The 17900-nt window shown below is 58.4% G+C and carries 18 protein-coding genes and 1 pseudogene; 1 reads left to right on the top strand and 18 read right to left on the bottom strand.

The features are described from left to right. Positions 1 to 53: 53 nt before the first annotated feature. The 13 genes and pseudogenes from AC0L15_RS00325 to AC0L15_RS00265 all read right to left on the bottom strand — a co-directional run bounded on the left by AC0L15_RS00325 (position 54) and on the right by AC0L15_RS00265 (position 12113). Positions 54 to 845, bottom strand: a complete 792-nt coding sequence (locus AC0L15_RS00325) for a glycosyltransferase family 2 protein (protein ID WP_473495780.1) — start codon at positions 843 to 845, stop codon at positions 54 to 56. After that, positions 842 to 2404 (bottom strand): hypothetical protein, encoded by a 1563-nt coding sequence (locus AC0L15_RS00320; RefSeq protein WP_473495779.1) that lies wholly within the window; start codon positions 2402 to 2404, stop codon positions 842 to 844. The genes AC0L15_RS00325 and AC0L15_RS00320 overlap by 4 nt, the downstream gene beginning before the upstream one ends. Before the next feature lie 38 nt (positions 2405 to 2442). Continuing rightward, positions 2443 to 2823 (bottom strand): HAD family hydrolase, encoded by a 381-nt coding sequence (locus tag AC0L15_RS00315; RefSeq protein WP_287238860.1) that lies wholly within the window; start codon positions 2821 to 2823, stop codon positions 2443 to 2445. Between the two features lie 3 nt (positions 2824 to 2826). Next, a complete protein-coding gene (locus AC0L15_RS00310) occupies positions 2827 to 3906 on the bottom strand; it encodes a glycosyltransferase family 2 protein (protein ID WP_473495778.1) in 1080 nt (359 codons plus the stop codon). 1 nt (position 3907) lies between these two features. Next, on the bottom strand, positions 3908 to 5014 hold the full coding sequence (locus AC0L15_RS00305) for a glycosyltransferase (protein WP_473495777.1): 1107 nt from the start codon (positions 5012 to 5014) through the stop codon (positions 3908 to 3910). A gap of 47 nt (positions 5015 to 5061) precedes the next feature. Beyond that, positions 5062 to 6096 (bottom strand): NAD-dependent epimerase, encoded by a 1035-nt coding sequence (locus AC0L15_RS00300; RefSeq protein WP_287323046.1) that lies wholly within the window; start codon positions 6094 to 6096, stop codon positions 5062 to 5064. Further along, positions 6093 to 7370: a nucleotide sugar dehydrogenase gene (locus AC0L15_RS00295; RefSeq protein ID WP_473495776.1), complete on the bottom strand. Its 1278-nt coding sequence runs from the start codon at positions 7368 to 7370 to the stop codon at positions 6093 to 6095. Before AC0L15_RS00295 ends, AC0L15_RS00300 begins: the two co-directional genes overlap by 4 nt. A gap of 75 nt (positions 7371 to 7445) precedes the next feature. Further along, entirely contained in the window at positions 7446 to 7613 is a 168-nt protein-coding gene (locus AC0L15_RS00290; protein WP_287238850.1) for a hypothetical protein, read from the bottom strand. 115 nt (positions 7614 to 7728) lie between these two features. After that, positions 7729 to 8292 (bottom strand): transcription termination/antitermination protein NusG, encoded by a 564-nt coding sequence (nusG, locus tag AC0L15_RS00285; protein ID WP_473495775.1) that lies wholly within the window; start codon positions 8290 to 8292, stop codon positions 7729 to 7731. Positions 8293 to 8700: 408 nt separating this feature from the next. Beyond that, positions 8701 to 8928: pseudogene (locus AC0L15_RS00280) on the bottom strand (biotin transporter BioY); the annotation flags it as partial. Between the two features lie 151 nt (positions 8929 to 9079). Then, entirely contained in the window at positions 9080 to 10399 is a 1320-nt protein-coding gene (locus AC0L15_RS00275; RefSeq protein ID WP_473495774.1) for a UDP-glucose dehydrogenase family protein, read from the bottom strand. Between the two features lie 139 nt (positions 10400 to 10538). Then, positions 10539 to 11066: a transcription termination/antitermination protein NusG gene (gene nusG / locus AC0L15_RS00270; RefSeq protein WP_287246604.1), complete on the bottom strand. Its 528-nt coding sequence runs from the start codon at positions 11064 to 11066 to the stop codon at positions 10539 to 10541. Positions 11067 to 11528: 462 nt separating this feature from the next. Continuing rightward, a complete protein-coding gene (locus AC0L15_RS00265; protein WP_287065171.1) occupies positions 11529 to 12113 on the bottom strand; it encodes a biotin transporter BioY in 585 nt (194 codons plus the stop codon). A gap of 125 nt (positions 12114 to 12238) precedes the next feature. On the opposite strand from AC0L15_RS00265, the gene AC0L15_RS00260 reads away from it, so the two are divergent. Then, entirely contained in the window at positions 12239 to 13147 is a 909-nt protein-coding gene (locus tag AC0L15_RS00260; RefSeq protein WP_287246302.1) for an MBL fold metallo-hydrolase, read from the top strand. 35 nt (positions 13148 to 13182) lie between these two features. On the opposite strand, the gene AC0L15_RS00255 is transcribed toward AC0L15_RS00260, so the two are convergent. From AC0L15_RS00255 to AC0L15_RS00235, 5 genes are all read right to left on the bottom strand, one after another. Beyond that, positions 13183 to 14031: a phosphorylase family protein gene (locus tag AC0L15_RS00255; RefSeq protein ID WP_287246301.1), complete on the bottom strand. Its 849-nt coding sequence runs from the start codon at positions 14029 to 14031 to the stop codon at positions 13183 to 13185. Positions 14032 to 14111: 80 nt separating this feature from the next. Then, positions 14112 to 14825 carry an ABC transporter permease gene (locus AC0L15_RS00250; protein WP_473495847.1) on the bottom strand — a complete coding sequence of 238 codons (714 nt, stop codon included), beginning with the start codon at positions 14823 to 14825 and terminating at the stop codon, positions 14112 to 14114. 70 nt (positions 14826 to 14895) lie between these two features. Beyond that, positions 14896 to 15783, bottom strand: a complete 888-nt coding sequence (locus AC0L15_RS00245) for an ABC transporter permease (protein WP_128186910.1) — start codon at positions 15781 to 15783, stop codon at positions 14896 to 14898. After that, the gene (locus tag AC0L15_RS00240) at positions 15780 to 16817 is read right to left on the bottom strand and encodes an ABC transporter ATP-binding protein (protein ID WP_473495773.1); all 1038 of its coding nucleotides are present in this window, start codon (positions 16815 to 16817) and stop codon (positions 15780 to 15782) included. The genes AC0L15_RS00245 and AC0L15_RS00240 overlap by 4 nt, the downstream gene beginning before the upstream one ends. Positions 16818 to 16845: 28 nt before the next feature. Beyond that, positions 16846 to 17886 (bottom strand): ABC transporter substrate-binding protein, encoded by a 1041-nt coding sequence (locus AC0L15_RS00235; protein ID WP_287246296.1) that lies wholly within the window; start codon positions 17884 to 17886, stop codon positions 16846 to 16848. Between the last annotated feature and the right edge of the window lie 14 nt (positions 17887 to 17900).

Below are 17900 nucleotides of genomic sequence, written 5' to 3'. Positions count from 1 at the left end.
CGACGCGAATATCTTCATCGGCTGAGCCTGAACTGGGACTTCACCAGGCAGGCTCATGACTCCTGGGCCATTGAGCCTCGCGACCGCTCGCTTTTGATGAGCGACGGATCATCGCTGTCTGGCCTTGCCATTAATACCGCAGCTTCGTACTCAGTTGGCGTCCCGGCGAATACGACCTGACTTTCGTCAATGACCGAGTACGCTATCTTGCGCCCGTCGCGGACAAGATGGTTGTAAAGGGGCGCGACGTACAGCTCGTGACTCGACGGTTGAGCAAGCTCTTTCTCATAGGCCTCACGAAAGTCCGCAGCCGTCTTGAAGTAGTAGAGCCCCGTCGAGCAGAGATTTGAGATCCGGACCTTCTCTGCTGTGCGCAAAACCATGTTCGGTTCGGAGGGATCAGGTTCAATGAAGGACCAGCCTTCTCCTAGTCCCTCGAAAACCTCCAAATAGCCATCATAGCCGCTGTCTTTGACAAATGATGGAAGCACCAGGCCAGGTCGGATGGTATCAATGTTGAAGATTAGCAATGAGTCGTCGCCCGAAACATTTTTGGAGATCATTCCCAAGATCACAGTTTCGGCCTGGCCGCGCGTTGGCCCGTTCACAGAAGCAATATCGAACCGCTCTAGCCCTACTTCTTGACACGTAGAATCGATAAAGTTTCGGATATTGGAGTCCTCTTGGCAAACGAATAAAAATGCCTCTTGGCCAAAATAACTTCGAAAGCTTTCAATGCAGTGCGCAAGCAATGAAGCGCCCCAAAGAGGAAGCATGTACTTAGGCTGCCGGTAGCCGGCATCCGCGAAGCGCCGGGAGAGGCCGGCCATCGGCAGGATGATCATGGATAAATTTCTTTGTGTTCGAGGTACAGGCGCAGGGCGTTTGCTATGAAGGCCATCTGGCGATCGGGCCGATCCCTATGCAATGGAAGCATAGAAAGGAAAAGCGTGACCATTATTGCATTCGAAGCACGAGTCCTGACCTTGCATAGCTTAGTGTCTAAAGCCGAGAGCTCACTGGCTAGCCATGAAGTGATATGGCTGTCGGCGAAGGTCAACTCTGCGCTGTAACTATCTCGCCACGTACATTTAAACCGGCCAAAAATGATGGAATCGTAGCCACCAATCGCCGAATGAATTAGCTTCGCAAGATCGTATCGTTGGTCACCATAAATCGTCTGAATACCATCTAAATGACCCCTTGGATCTATGACACGAATCCGCTGTTTGCGTGCATCATAAAGGATGTTGGAAAAGCAAAAGTCACCGTGCATGACGCAGCGAAACTCTTGACCCTCTTTACTGATCTGCTCCACCATCTCACGTGCTATCGAGCGCAAAGATGGAACGGGAAACCCGTTGATCGAAAGTGGTGCGTCTAATTCGAAACGCGACTGTTTCCCGAACGCCTCCAAACGCTCAAACGTCTTCGCTTGAACCAGCCGGTCAAGCGGCTCAGGCATGTCTCTTGGGGCAGAAAAACTGCTGCAAGCATCCAAGAACTCGATGCAGCAGGAAATGATTCTTGTCCAGGCGGACTGTTGCAGGACTCCGAACACCAGCAGTTCCGCAAGCGAAGGACTTTGTTCGAACTCCGTCATATAGCCGAACTTGTGTTCCACAGACTCTGTTCCGATGAAGCGCGCGGTGTATGGCTTTATCTTCAAGGGAACAGATTGAAACCATGCCGCCTCTGCGCGAAGCTTGAGCTCGTCCTCGCTTGATTTAAGGACACAATGGTCCTTAACTTGAATCTCATTGAACCATCGTGCGGTTGTTATCTTCCGCCGTGACTCGTAGAAAGTTTGAAGATGACCAAAGTCGTACCACTGGTCAACTCTCAGGAGCTGTACCGGAACGGCCCGGGCATAGCTCGTAAGCGCAGTAGCAAAGTGCCCTCTGGCCTGGGTCAAAGCCTTAAGCAGAACATTGATTCGTGAAAACGAAAAGTAACCGCTGGCTACCTCACTACTTCGCCTCTGGTCATCGGCAGGCATTTCAACCGACTCAACCAGACCATCACGCGAGAACACATCAGCCCATTTGTAACCGACGTTTGCGTTAGTGACTGAAAATGCATCATCTACCGTGCTCGGTATATCCTGTATCAGCGTGTCACCATGCAAAATTTTAAGCGATGTAATATGATAGTCGATGCTATTCAGCGCAAATAAAACACTTTCAGCTAATGACAGGCTCTCGGGAACGGCAATAAGCGTGATTCCTAGTCGTTCCAGGGCCTCGTTGTCAGCTTCTGTAGGGTGAAATCTCTCTGGGATCGACAGATAAAGAGTGGTCGGCTCTCCTAAGACTTCGCGTTGGAGCTCGTATAGACGTTTCGATCCAATTGGCAGAAACGCTGGCGGCATTCTTCCGAACTCTGCGGCGATTTCCTGATCCACATACGCCCCGGACGTTATTAGAACTACCGGTTGTGAGCTCACGTCGCAGCCTTCTCGCCAACAAGAAGCTCAAGGATCTGATCATAGCTCAGTGAGGTGAATTCACTCGGTCTAACTGCGCGATCATCGACGTAAAAGCCAGCGGTTTCACACCATGGCTTGCCTACGATGATCTCGTCAAACGGAACATCGTGGCGATTGAGCCATTCCACTATGTACGGGAGGGTGTGGACGTTTATCTTTCCAATCTGACCCGAATAAGTTCTCATGTTTCTAGAGGAATGGACGACTATATTAAACCCAAGAGCATGGTACTCCCTAAGCTTCTTTACAACCGCCATATTCGGAATTCGTTCGGAGTAAGGCAACTCTGAGTCAACCGAGAGCGTTCCGTCCAGATCTATAACGATGCGCGTCAATCTTTATTGTCCTCCGGCTTCCTTGATATTCCACCTACGTTCGGCTGCCCCCTTCACACGACTAGCTATCATCGTCCCGAGTGGGCCGACGGCGAGCGACGTTCGAAGCAACGAAATTATCTTATTGCGGGCGGCGATGGTTGGATAACATGCCAAGCCGAAGCGAAGCATACGACGTGCCAGGTGTCTGTTACCTGCGGCTACCTCCCGAAGTCCTCTTAGACCGATATCCTGCTCAATGAATGCTACGCAAAGATCTTCCCTTGACATCCCAGCCCTTCGAAGCGTGTCCTCGGAGACAGACAGAGTCGCATTGTACTCATCGACTAAGTGCCTAAGCGCACCAGTGCCAGCCTGTATCGCGGCCTGATTTCCCGCATGCACCCGGTAATTGAAACAGGGATGGTCAATAAAATAAACATCACTGGCTTCAGTGATCAAATCCCATGCAAATCGTTTATCGGGGTTGAATGCCGCTCCGTGGTGATAACCTTCGACTTGTTGGTAAAGTTGTCGAGAGTAACATGTCGAGGCAAACGCAAAAGGTGAACGCAAAAGTTGAAGGCTCCGACGTAACAATGATTCTGGATCGGTGCGGTAGACCTTGACGCCCAGCCTGTCGCTCTTCGAACCATCGAGCGTCGCTCCTTGCCAAAGTTTCCAATCAAGACCGCGTGAACCCAGGACTTTGCCTTCAGCATCGATCACGTTGACGGTGCTAGCAACCACGCTGGTTGTGGCCCGATCCTCCAGTGCGGTATAAAGCTCAGTATATGCAGCCAGGGCCCCGGGGGCACATGTGTCGTCTGACGATAGAAGGATCATGTAGTCACCAGATGCCATTTCGGCGGCACGGGCGACGTTTGCGGGAAACCCAATGTTACGTCGACTGGTTCTGAGCTGAACGTTGGGATACCTCAGGCGAAAACCTTCTATAACGCGAATTGAGTCGTCGGTGCTCGAATTGTCGCTTACATTGATTTCAAAATCCGCATCACACTGGCTTATAACGCTTTCTATTGTCTCATAAATATACCTGGCGTAGTTGTAGTTTGGTATACAAATGCTAAAGCGAGGCTGCATTTTACTTATCTCTCAAGCGCGCCATTTTAGAAATAAGGTCGGCATACTGTCCAACGATAGTCCCGACGTTATATTTTTCGAGCGTAGACCTCCGTACTTCACTGCGAGACCATCCGTCGAAACTTGACGCAGCAAGGATGGCGTCGGCTATGTGCTCTGAGTTATGTGATTGTGCTATCCAACCGGTCTTGCCAGTGATCACAAGCTCTTCTATGCCGCCCACCCCGGCCACACCAATTACGGGAACGCCGCGGGACAGCGCTTCGAGCGCTGCGTTAGGGAAGCCTTCGTAACGGGATGAGTTTATGACAAAATCCGCGGAATCAATTATTTTATTAATGTCGTTCCGATAGCCTACCAACTCGACGTTCGATCCGATTCCCAGATCGCCGATCTTTGCTTCTAGTATAGCTCTATCTTCACCGTCTCCAACTATTCGCAAATGGACCTTGCCGTTGATCTTTCGAATTCGGGAAATAGCCTCAATGAGGATATCGAAGCCTTTTTGATGCGTAAGGCGCCCTATGGCTACTAACGACAAGCTGCTTGGTGCCGCACCGCGCGGGGCGAGCTCGAGATCCGAAGGAATGACCGGGTTTCCTATAACCGTGATCTTATCTTTGCGAACGCTATACTTATAGAAATCTGCTTGCAGAACGTTACTCTGTGCAACGATGTGGTCTGCTGCATGGAGCGACAGTACGCTGCAGGCCCAAGCAAGCTTGTGCTTGAACATAGACCGACGGGCCAGCTCCCGAAAATTGGATGTTATAGTGTTGGCAGGCCGAACAATTAGAGGAACCTTCAAAACCCTGGAAGCCCGAGCCGCAGCGGATATGTCGATAGTGCGCCCTGTTGTAAAGATGACATCTGGCTCTATTTCCCGGGCCTTGCGAACGTAAGCTGCCCACGGAAACGACCTTTGGTCAACAGAAAGGGCATATCGTGTTACCCGCGACGGCAAAGTATCCCAAGCAAGGCCGCCGGGTTCGTGCACGAGAACTGTGCATTCAACTCCCCAGTCCCCAAGGTGACTGGCGACAACGCCAAACACCTTTTGCGGACCTTCGCGATCTAACTTAGGAATATAGAAGAGAGCCCTGTGCATTCCGAAGCCAAAAAAGCTGATTAGCTAGAAACTTGTGAACGCCATAATCACAGTCCATATGGCTTAGCTCTATGCGCGAGGTACCACTCCACGAAGCGCCTCACCCCCTCATTCACCGGTGTCCCCGGCCGATACCCCACCGCCGCCTCGAGCTCCGACGTGTCGGAAAAGCTGTCGGGCACGTCGCCCATCTGCAGCGGCAGCAATTCCCTACTAGCCTTTTTGCCCAGCGCCTCCTCCAGTGCCTCGACATAGTCCAGAAGCTTCACGGGGCTCATATTGCCGATGTTGAAGACCCGCCAGGGCGCGTTGCTCGAGGCCGGGTCGGGCGCGAAACTGTTCCATTCCGGGTTAGGCGAAGCGGGCTGGTCGCTGGCGCGGATAATGCCCTCGACGATGTCGTCGACGTAGGTGAAGTCCCGGCTGTGGTTGCCGTTGTTGAAAAGGCGCACCGGCCGGCCTTCCAGGATCGCCTTGGTGAACAGGAAGAGCGCCATGTCGGGCCGGCCCCAGGGGCCGTAGACGGTGAAGAAGCGCAAACCCGTGGTGGGCAGACGGAAGAGATGGCTGTAGCTGTGCGCCATCAGCTCGTTGGCGCGCTTGGTGGCGGCGTAGAACTGCAGGGGATGGTCGGCCGGCTCGTGCTCCGAGAAGGGCATCTTCGTGTTGGCGCCATAGACGCTCGAGGTGCTGGCATAGGTGAGATGCGGAACGGCCGCGTGGCGGCAGGCCTCCAGCATGTTGGCGAAGGCGACGATGTTCGACTCGACATAGGCGTGCGGGTTTTCCAGGCTGTAGCGCACGCCGGCCTGGGCGGCGAGGTGGATCACCCGGTCGAAGCGGTGCTCGGAAAAGCAGGCCTCCACGGCCTGCCGGTCCGCCAGGTTGGCGCGCATGAAACGATAGCCTGAATTGGTGCCGCGGGCGGTCTCCTCGAGCAGCTTCAGCCGCGCTTCCTTCAGACTGGGATCGTAGTAGTCGTTAACGACGTCGAAGCCCACCACCTCATCACCGCGCTGAAGCAGCGTTTTGGCGACATGGAAGCCGATGAAGCCGGCAGTGCCGGTGACGAGCACTTTCACAGCCGGCCGTCCGTTTCGGCGCGCGGGAAGATGCCCTTGACGTCGTAGAGCACGGCATTCGGCTTGCCGAAGACGCGGATGCCGCCAGCGCCGAGCTCGGCGAACTCGCGATGGCCGACCGCCACGATCACTGCGTCATAGGCGCCCCGCGCGGGCAGCCCGGCAAGCGGCTCGATGCCGTGCTCATGGACGCAGTCCTGCCGGGATACCCAAGGGTCCCAGACGTCGATGCGGGCGTTCATCTCCGAAAGTGCCGCGATGGTGTCGACCACCTTGGTGTTGCGCAGATCCGGACAGTTCTCCTTGAATGCGATGCCAAGCACCAGGACACGGCTGCCGACGACGGGAAAGCCGCGCTTCATCATCAGGAGAGCGACGCGCTCGGCCACCACCTCGCCCATGCGGTCGTTGATGCGCCGGCCGGCCAGGATGACCTCAGGATGGTAGCCCACCTCCTGGGCGCGGTGGGTGAGATAATAGGGGTCGACACCGATGCAGTGGCCGCCCACCAGGCCCGGCCTGAACGGCAGAAAGTTCCACTTGGTGCCGGCCGCGGCGAGCACCTCGAGCGTGTCGATGCCGAGCCTGTGGAAGATGATGGAGAGCTCGTTCATCAGCGCGATGTTGAGGTCGCGCTGCGTGTTCTCGATGACTTTCGCGGCTTCCGCCACCTCGATTGACGAGGCCCTGTGGGTGCCCTTCGGAACGATCGAGCCATAGAGCGCGTCGATTGCTTCCGCCGCTTCGGGGGTCGAACCGCTGGTGACCTTGGTGATGGTGGTCAGCCGATGCTCGCGGTCGCCGGGGTTGGCCCGCTCGGGGCTGTAGCCGAGGAAGAAATCTTCATTGAATTTCAGACCTGACGTCGCTTCAAGAATTGGCATGCATACCTCGCGGGTGCAGCCGGGATAGACAGTCGATTCGAAGATGACTACAGCACCCTTCGACAGTGCCGATCCGACCGTATGACAAGCCCTGATGAGCGGCGTCAGGTCTGGGCGATTGGCGGGGTCTATCGGCGTCGGAACGGTGACGATGAAAATGCCGCACCCGCGTAGATCGTCGGCACAGTTCGAGAACGAGATATGTTTCGCTTCAGAAAACGCTGCGGCATCGACCTCTAGGGTCGAGTCCTCATTGCGCTCCAGCGCGTCGATCCTGGATTCCCTTATGTCAAATCCGAGGACAGCCCTTTTCTTGCCGAACTCCATCGCCAGAGGCAGGCCGACATAGCCCAAACCGATAACTGCTATTTTCAAATCGTCTAAATTCATTACAAATTTTCTCGATGAACATTGTTTGTACACTTTAGCAACCCGTGCGGAAGACTCATTGGGGAGCGAACCCTGTCAAGATTGTCCAATGATGCGCAGAAAGTCACCAGCCACGTACGCAACGTGGTGGAAATCGCAGTATAATTCTTCTCGCTCATCATCATCACTCGCGACATAAGAATCCATCGCCTGCTGGCTTGGTGTAATCTTACCTTGCGGTAAACGTGCGATAATGACCCACATCGCCCATCCAGCTATTTCCGCGGAGCGTTCTCCGCCACCACAATGGCTACCGCACTCCTGGGTGAAACCCGAGAGCCGGCTTTGCAGCAGCTTGCATCGCATAACCGAGCGTCAATTATGCGATCGCGACGAGTTCCCTTGTATCCATGTCAACAGGGATCTTGCCATTCATGATGGCAACCAGAACCCGGGCCCTTCCGGCGGGGTCGAGCCGGTCAAGGCGACCGATCATCTCCGCGAAAGGACCTGAAAGAATCCGAACCGAGGCGCCTGCAGTAAGGCCTCCGCTGAAATCAAGCAAGCCGTCCTTGCCGGTCAGGGCAATCAATCGCTCAACCAATCCCGAGGGCACCGGCAATGGCCGTTCGGCCTGCATGATGAGGGAGCGCACACCGAACGTTCCGTTGACCGAGCGCCACCGCTGCAGCGCGACATCGAGGGCGATGAACATGTAACCTGGAAAATAGGCCGCCGGTCGCGTCTCGATGCGCCGGGCATGACGTATGGTCTTCTCGCAGCGAGGTATAAACGGGTGAAACCCCTGTAACCGGAGATGCCGTTCGGCGAGGTCTTCATTTCCCGGAAAAACGCTGGCGGCGTACCAGCGCGCTGCGGCGCCGGTTGAGGGCCGTTGCAACGATAGAGTCGCCTTAGCAGTTGTTTTTTTCGGGCTAATCACGCGTCTCGCTCTCGGCGGTCTTCGGCATGGTTGATGTCAAGGGTCGCGACAGCGCAACGATCTCGGCAAGCAGCTGTCTCGCGGGGATCAAGGCGGTTCGTCGAAAAATTCCTGCTATTTGTCCATTAAACTGTGCCTAAGAAGTTATCGAGCTGCATTATTTTTTTGCGACCCAACCAGCGATACAGAACGATTGCGTCGCTGTGTAGCCGCCTGGTTACACTGGCTCGCGACGATCGCCGGCTGGTCCTTAGTCCCCAGTCTTGACCATTGTGTGACAGTATCGTTAGCAAAGCGTTGCATTGCAGATGCAGCCCAATGGACGCCGCCCTGCGTTGACGAGTCCGACGAGCCGTCGCTGAAAACGGATCATTCCTGTGCTTGCCGATCAGTGCTGCGCCCCAGAGTTCAGGAGCGCTTGAGCAGCGACCAGACGGCTGGCACAAGGCTCGCCGCCAGGGCGACCTTGATCAGGTCGCCGACGATGAACGGCACGATAACGAACTGCCATGATTTTTCCGGGCCGATGACCAGCGCCAGCCAGGCAAAGCCCATCGCCATAATGACGATTTCGGCAACCAGAATCGCGTTGAAGAGCTTGACCGGATGGCGATCCCAACCACGATCGGCGGCCCAGACCGCCTGCTGCTGCCCGGCCATGGCGGGCCGGTGACAGCGCCAGCAGCTGAAAGCGCGGCCGAAGCAGGAGATGCTTTGGATTGGGCAGTTGGATGGTGGTGGTGTTCAAATTGCCACTCGCGAACCGGGTCCCACGAAAACCTGACATTCACCTGCAAAGATGCCGCTCTCGGCCAACGCTCGAATAGGCTATGCCTTCCTTCACGACATCCTCACCTCGGTAAACGTTTCGAAGGTCAACCATCACTGGCATCGCCATGAGTGCACGGAGCCGCTTGAGATCCAATGACCGAAAGGCATTCCACTCGGTGACGATCACTATCGCATGGGAGCCGTCGGCTACCGCGTAGGCGCTGTCCCCGAATTCAATGCCCTCGATCAACTTGCGCGCCTGCTCCATGCCGACCGGATCATACGCCTTGATCGAAGCGCCCGCATCCTTCAGCGCCTGAATGATGGCTAATGAGGGGGCGTCGCGCATATCGTCGGTGTTTTGCTTGAACGTAAGGCCGAGGACACCAATGGTCTTGCCGCGAACCGAGCCCCCGCAGGCATCGACCACTTTGCGCGCCATCGCCCGTTTACGCTGGTCGTTTATCGAGACCGTCGTTTCAATAAGCCGGATGGGACTTGCCGCGTCCTGCGCTGTCTTGACCAGCGCCAGCGTATCTTTCGGGAAACAGGAGCCGCCGTAGCCCGGCCCCGCGTGAAGAAACTTTGCGCCGATGCGATTGTCCATGCCGATGCCCCGCGCGACGTCCTGCACATCGGCTCCCAACCGCTCGCAGAGATCGGCAATTTCGTTGATGAAGGTGATCTTCATCGCCAGAAATGCATTCCCTGCATATTTCGTAAGCTCCGCCGTACGTCGGCTCGTATAGAAAATCGGCGCGGCATTCAGCGAGAGCGGACGGTAGACCTCGCCCATCACTGCCTTGGCCCCTGTGGTGTCGGTGCCGACAATGATGCGATCAGGTCGCTTGAAATCGTCGATCGCCGATCCCTCGCGAAGAAATTCCGGATTGGAGACCACCGCAAAATCGGCCGTTGGATTCTGCTCGCGGATAATTCGCTCGACCTCGTCACCAGTACCAACAGGTACCGTTGATTTCGTCACAACGACCGTAAATCCCTTCAGCGCCCGGCCTACTTCGGCCGCCGCGTCATAAACAAAGGATAGATCGGCAAAACCGTCGCCACGTCGCGACGGCGTGCCCACGGCGATGAAGACGACATCCGATTGAGAAACCGCGTCCGCCAGATTGTCGTCGAAACGCAAGCGACCTTGCAAAGCGTTGGTCGTGACGAGTTCCTCGAGCCCTGGCTCATAGATTGGGATCTTGCCGCCCTTGAGCATGGCAAGCTTTTCTGGATCGCGATCAATGCAGCAGACCTGATGGCCAAAGTCGGCGAAACAGGCGCCCGAGACAAGCCCGACATAGCCGGCGCCAATCATTGTTATTCGCATGCCACGTACTCCCAATCGGCGCGGATGAGACGATCTCGCAGAGCGCGAGTCTTACCAACCGACGGCTACCGCACTCCCGGGTGAATCCCGAGAGCAGATACCATAACAATTTACATACCGCGCCGCCTTGATGGTGGCGCTACGCGATCGCGACGAGTTCCCTTGAATCCAGGTCGACAGGGATCTCGCCATTCATGATGGCAACCAGAACCCGGGCCCTTCCAGCCGGATCGAGCCGGTCAAGGCGACCGATCATCTCCGCGAAAGGGCCCGAAAGAATCCGAACCGAAGCGCCCGCAGTAAGGCCTCCACTGAAATCAAGCAAGCCGTCCTTGTCGGTCAGGGCAATGAACCGCTCCACCAGCCCCGACGGGACCGGCAATGGCCGCTCGCCCTGCATGATGAGGGAGCGCACACCGAACGTCCCGTTGACCGAGCGCCACCGCTGCAGCGCGACATCGAGGGCGATGAACATGTAACCTGGAAAATAGGCTGCCGGTCGCGTCTCGACGCGCCGGGCATGACGAATGGTCCTCTCGCAGCGAGGGATAAACGGGCGAAAACCCTGTATCCGGAGATGCCGTTCGGCGACGTCTTCTTTTCCCGGAAAAACGCTGGCGGCATACCAGCGCGCTGCGGCGCCGGTTGCGGGCCGCTGTGGCAACACAGTCGCCTTAACAGTTGTTTTTTTCGAGGTGATCACAAGTATCCTTCTCGGCGGTCTTTGGCACGGTCGGGGCAAGCGTTACGACAGCGCCAAGATACCAGCAAGCAACCATATCGCGAGAATCGATGCGGTTGGTCGAATCCTGTTAATTGTCCACTACTTTAGCTGCGCCTAAAAGTCATCGCGCCGCTTTCTTTTTTAGCTATCCAGCAGCGGTATCGAGCAATTGTGTCGATATGTAGCTGCCTGGTTACGCTGACTCGCGACGAACCGCTGGCTCTTCTGGTCCTTAATCAGTCGATTTGAACATAGTGTGACGGTGTCGTTAGCAAAGTGTTACCGACCGCTTGGCGCGGCTTGCTTTGACGAGAACTCGAGGCAGGCCGTCGCTGAAACGGGACCCATTCCACGATCTGTGGTTGCGTGCTCGATCAGTGCCGCGCCCGATCTGTCGACCAGAGTTCAGGAGCGTTTGAGCAGCGACCAGACGGCCGGCACAAGGCTCGCCGCCAGGCCGACCTTGATCAGATCGCCGACGATGAACGGCACGACGCCGAACTGCCATGACTTTTCCGGGCCGATGAGCAGCGCCAGCCAGGCAAAGCCCATCGCCATCATGACGATTTCGGCAACCAGCATCGCGTTGAAAAGCTTGACCGGATGGCGATCCCAGCCGCGATCGGCGGCCCAGCCGACGATCGCCGCCATGACCACGAAGCCGGCAAGATAGCCGCCGGTCGAGCCGAGCATGTAGGCAAGGCCGATGCCCTTTTCCGGCGTGCCCTGGAAGACCGGCAAGCCCATCGCGCCCTCCGCCATGTAGAGAAGCAGCGTGGCGACGCCGAGGCGCATGCCGAATGCAGCTGATATCAGGAACACGGCCAGGGTCTGCATCGAGATGTCGACCGGTCCGAGCAAAACCCTGGTCTTGGCCGACAAGGTCAGCACCAGTGTTCCAACGATCGCCAGTAAAAGCTGCGTCGCCAGGCGGGCCGCGCCCTTTTCAGGCAGAGCGAGAGAAACAAGCGGCGTCGTTGCAATTGCCATGGTCTTCCTCATTGCGGACTGCCGCAGATCGCGGCCTTGCGTTTTCCTATATTGGCTTCTGTGTTATGCGGCAATCGGTTTTGCCGACATCGGTTTTGCCGCCTCTGGAACAGGGCTGAACTGCCATGGCGCTGAAATTCGACACATACTTCGACCCGGCCTACGGCCAGGGCGTGAAGGTTGCGCCCGACGTGGTTCGGATCACCGCGAAAAATCCCAGCCCGTTCACATTCTACGGCACCAACAGCTACATCGTCGGGCGCGAGACGCTGGCGGTGGTCGATCCCGGGCCGGATGACGAGGCGCATCTCAAGACACTGCTCGAGGTGATCGCAGACAGGCCGGTCAGCCACATTTTCGTCAGCCACACGCATCGCGACCATTCTCCGCTGGCAGCGCGGTTGAAGCAGCACACCGGTGCGATTGTCCTGGCCGAGGGTCCGCATCGGCCGGCGAGGCCGCTGCGCATAGGCGAAATCAACCCGCTCGACGCCAGCGCCGACACCGCCTTCAATCCGGATATCGCGCTTGCCGACGATATGGTGGTCGACGGCGACGGCTGGGCGATCAGAACGGTGCCGACCCCGGGCCATACCGCCAATCATGCAGCCTTTGCGCTGGAAGGAACCGGTACCCTGTTCTCGGCCGATCATGTCATGGCCTGGGCGACCTCCATCGTTGCGCCGCCGGACGGCGCCATGGCCGACTATATGGCCTCGCTGGATCGGCTGATCGAGCGCGACGACCGCCTGCTGCTGCCCGGCCATGGCGGGCCGGTGACGGCGCCGCGCAGCTTCATGCGCGCGTTGAAGACGCATCGCAGGATGCGCGAGCAAGCGATCCTGGAGCGGATCAGAAGCGGCGACCGGACGATCAAGGAGATGGTCGCGGCGATCTATCGGGATACCGACCCGCGTCTGCACGGCGCGGCCGCGCTGTCGGTGCTTGCCCATCTCGAGGGCCTGGTGGCGCGCGGCCTGGTGAGCACCGACGGCGACCCTGATATCGACGGCATTTTCAGCCTGCCTGGCTAAGCTCCCGCCAGAACGCGCACTCCGCTCCTGAAAGCTCAGAACCGGCTGGAACGCTCTTCCGGTTGAGGCGACTTCAGACCCTGGCAAGAGCATTGCGGATTGACCGGAAGTCGCGCGGCGGTCTCCAGCGCGACAACCGAGGCTGTCATCGAGAGATTGGGCAGCACGTCCTCCTGCAGCAATTTCTGGCGGTTGCGGTCCATATAGTCGTTAAAGCCCGCCGTGACGAACGCACAGGGCACGAAGCAGGCGCCGATCTCGCGCGCCAGGGTCGCCTCGGGGGCGATGGAGTGGTTGAGCACATCCGCCCCCATGCCGCGATACGCCAAAGCCTCGGCCGGCGTTGTCAGCCGCGGCCCATAGCAATGGGCAGCCACCAGCTGCTGTTCGATGCCATGGACGCGGGATGGCCACTGGCGGCGGGCCGTTTCGACCAGAACCGCCGCACATCTTGGGCATACGATCTGCTTGCCCGAACAGTCAAAACTCTGGCGATCCGGAAGCAGTGAAAACGGGGTCTGCGTCAGTTCGATGATATCGGCGGGCACCACCATGTCGCCGGGCTGGATCGCCTTGTTGACGGCGCCAACGGTCGAGCAGGCGAGGACTTGCCGCACCCCCGCTTGCATCAACACCCAGAACGCGCGGCGATGGCAGGAATGGTCGATATGGTCGCGGGGATTGCCGTGCGAATACATGCACAACGCCCGCTTTGCTCTGCCTTCGGCTGAAATCGAGGCATCGAACTCGAGCAACTTCCAGTTGTCGGAACGACCGAAAGGCGTTTCAAAACTCATGTCGCGCCGCAGCGTGCGCACGCCCTCGACTCCGACATCTTCCGGGAAGGCAAGCCCCCAGTTTGCCGACCCGGTGATGATGGCCAAGCCTACCTGAGGAATGTCAGTCGATTGATCCGCCGGAGCACCGGCCGCGTGATGATTTTGGGGCATGCTTCCAGTCTCGGTCAGGATTTTTGGCGAACGGCCACGATCACGACGACGACCACAACAATAGCGGTCCACAATGTCGAGATCGCCGCAATGGTCGGATCGATCTGATCGCGCAGCGAGATGAACATGAGCTTCGGCATCGTGCTGTTGCGACCACTTGCGACGAAGATCGAAATCACGGACTCATCGAGCGACGTCAGGAAGGCCATCAAGGTCGCCGACAACAGGCTGAGCCGAAGTTGCGGAACGATTATTCCGCCAATGGCCCTGGCCCAGTCCGCGCCGAGGCTGCGCGCCGCCTGAACCTGGTTCCAGTCGAAGCGAGCCAGGGCCGGCAACAACACAATGCACGCCACCGGAACAGCCAGCACCACATGTCCGACCAGCACACCGAACAGCGTTCCGACCAGACGTTGCCCCGCCAGCACAAAGAAGAGGCCGATCGCCAGCAGGATTCCGGGGGTGACCGAGGGGGTGAGCAGGACGCCCTGGATGGAAGCCGCGGTCTTGCCGCCCAGCCGATTCATCGAGATGCAGGCGAGCAGCGCAAAAGGCACCGCGATCAGCGCCGTCAATGTCCCGAGGATCAGGCTGGTCCTGAGCGCTGCCATCCACGTCGCCGAGCCGAAGAAGTTCTCGTACCAGCGCAACGAGTAGGCTTGCGGCGGAAACTCGAGGAGGCTCGACGCCGAAAACGAAAGCGGCACCACCACGAGCGTCGGCAACATCAGAAATGCCATGACCAGAGCAGCAAAGCTCCACAGGACGATACGGGCGAGCCTGTTTTGCGGATAGGCTTCAAGCATGGGAGGCTGCCGCTGCGTTCTGGGCCAGCAGGCGGCGTGCCGCCAGCAGCATCACACCGATCAGCGCCATCAGAACGAGGAGCAGAATGCCCAGGACGCTCGCCGATCCCCAATCCTGAAAGGTCGATAGCGCACGCTCGATCCGGGTAGAGAGAGGATTTACCTTGCCGCCGCCAAGCACCGCCGGCGTGATGAAGAAACCGATGGAATAGATGAGCACGATGACCGAGCCCGAGAAGATGCCGCCGGCCGAAAGCGGCATTATGACGGTGCGGATGACCTGCCCGAGCGTGGCTCCCATGCTCGCTGCCGCGCGAACGAGGTTTGGGTCGATATCGCGCATCGCGGCATAAACCGGCAGCAGGAAGATCGGCAGCATGTAGTGAACCATGCCGATCAGCGTTCCGGTGAAGTTATAGACCAGCGGCAAAGGCTCCGCCGTCAGGCCAGAACCAGTCAAAGCCGCGTTGATCAGGCCATCACGCCGCAACAGCACGAGCCAGCCATAGGTGCGCACCAGGATGGCGGTCCACAGCGGCAGCATGACGAAGGCCATCAGCACGTTGGCCACCCTTGGCCTGGCGCTGGCCAAGGCGAGCGCCAGCGGGGTGCCCAGAAGAATGCAGATCGCCAGCGTGCCGAGGGACAGTTCGAGGGTGGTGACGAGCGCCGACCATGTCAGTCCGCTCGAAAGCACTTTCGCGTAGTTGCCGATAGTGTACTCACCGCCTGTGGTCAAAAAAGATTGCCGGATGATCCAAAGGATGGGCAGTATCGCCGCCAATCCAACGATGATCAGCGCCGGCAGCGAAAGCGAAAGGAAAAACCGCCGCTCGCGGCGCGCATCCGCCAAGAGCGCTGGATCCGCGGTGACGGTCACGCCAGCGCTCCCGGTATCGCGTGAATCTTCGCTGCTGGTGCATAGGCGGTCATCCGCTGACCGGCGGCAAGCTCGGCGCAACCGCCGGCCAGCGCTGCCGGAATGCAGACAAGGACCTCCTGGCCACCGTCGAGCGCCAGCGTCAAAAGCCAGTTCTCGCCGCGGAATGCCTTGGCGCGCAGTGTTCCTTCGAGAGCCACTGCGTCTGCCCCGGCGAGCTTCGCATCAAGATGGAAGCTTTCGGCGCGAATCATCAGGGTTTCGCGTGACGCTTCGGCGCCATCGATCCTGCGCACCGAGCCCGGCGCCACAATGTTGGCCTCGCCCATGAACTCGGCGACGAAGCGGGTCGATGGACGATCATAGATCCGCTGCGGCGTATCGATCTGCTGGATGCGGCCAAAATTCATCACCGCAATCCGGTCAGACATGATCAGCGCCTCGCGCTGGTCGTGGGTCACGTAGATTGTGGTGATGCCCAGATCATCGTGCAGACGCCGGATTTCGTACTGCATGGTTTCGCGCAGATTCTTGTCGAGCGCCGACAGCGGCTCGTCCATCAGCATCACGCGCGGTTCGAAGACGATTGCCCGCGCCAATGCCACCCGTTGACGCTGGCCGCCGGACAGTGCGGCAACATTGCGCTCCGCCAGGCCTTCCAGCTTGACGCGGGCCAGGGTGGCAAGCGCCCGCTGACGCGCCTCCGCTCTCGGCGTCTTGCGCAGCGCCAGCGGATACGCGACATTCGCCAGGACGTTCATGTGGGGAAACAAGGCGTAATTCTGGAATACGATGCCGATGTCGCGTTTGTTGGGGGCCAGGCGGGTGATGTCGCGATCGCCCAACAACAGCCTGCCGGAATCCGGCCGGACAAAACCGGCCAGAGCCATGAGCAGCGTGGTCTTGCCCGATCCCGATGGCCCCAGCAGCGTGAGGAACTCGCCAGCTTGAACGTCGAGCGAAACATCATCCAGCGCGACGTAGGACCCGTAAGCCTTGCTGACGCTGTCGATGGTGATCGGGAGCGACTTCATCATCTGCTCCAGCCTTGTCAGCCGAGACTCAGCGGGCCATCATCTCATCGAAGGCCTGTTGGGCAGCCTCGCCGTTCTTGACCCACCATTCTGAATTGGAAAACACCGAGGTGCCGGCATTTTCAGGCGCGGTCGCAAGCGTCTTCAGACGGTCCTCGGGAATCAGGCCACCCTCATAGGCCGCAGGATTGACCGGGCCATAGGCGATGAAATCGGTCAGCTTCGCAACGCGCGCGGGCTGCGTCATCGCTGCGATGAGCTTCATCGCGGCTTCCTTGTTCGGCGCGCCCTTCGGCACCCCAAGGCAGTCCGTGCCGATGACCGAACCCTTGAACGTGTAGTCAGCCGCGCCGCCATCTTTTTTAACAGTCTCTGCGCGTCCGTTCCAGGTAACGACCAGATCCGCCTCACCATCCTTCAGCAGCTGCGCGGACTGGGCTCCCGAGGTCCACCACACGGCGACATCCGGTTTGATCGCTTCAAGCCGCTTGATGGCGCGCTCCAGCCCTTCCGGCGTGCTGAGCACGGCATAGACGTCCGCCGGCGCCACGCCATCGGAGAGAAGCGCGATCTCGATCGAGTCCTGCGCATTGGCGCGCAACGCGCGGCGGCCCGGGAATTTGGCAACGTCCCAGAACTCGGCCCAGGTCTTCGGCGGGTTGTCGCCATAGGTCTTGGTGTTCCACGACAGGACGGTGCCATAGGAATCGAACGGATAGCAGTAGTCGGACGCGGCACCCTCCGGCACGGATTTGGCATCGATGATCTTGTAGTCGAGCGGCTCCAGCAGCGACTGAGCGGCGGCCTGAGCGCCTTCCGGCGAGCCGAGGTGGATAATGTCGGTCGCAACTGCCCCCGAGGTGACCTGCATCTTCAAGGCGGCCAGGCCGTCGCTCAGCGTCTCCTCGCGAACATCATGGCCAAGCTCTTGTGCAGCAGGGCCCCACATGGCCTCTTTCATGGCGTTGCCATAATCGCCGCCTGCGGTCGTGATGGTGAGTGTTTGTGCATGGACGGGCAAGGCAGCCGAGATGGCGAATGCTGTTAAGGAAATGCGCAGCCAGGACATAGGTTCTCCTCCAC

Source organism: Mesorhizobium sp. WSM4846 (assembly GCF_055811415.1).
This window is presented reverse-complemented; position numbering and strand designations above follow the sequence as displayed.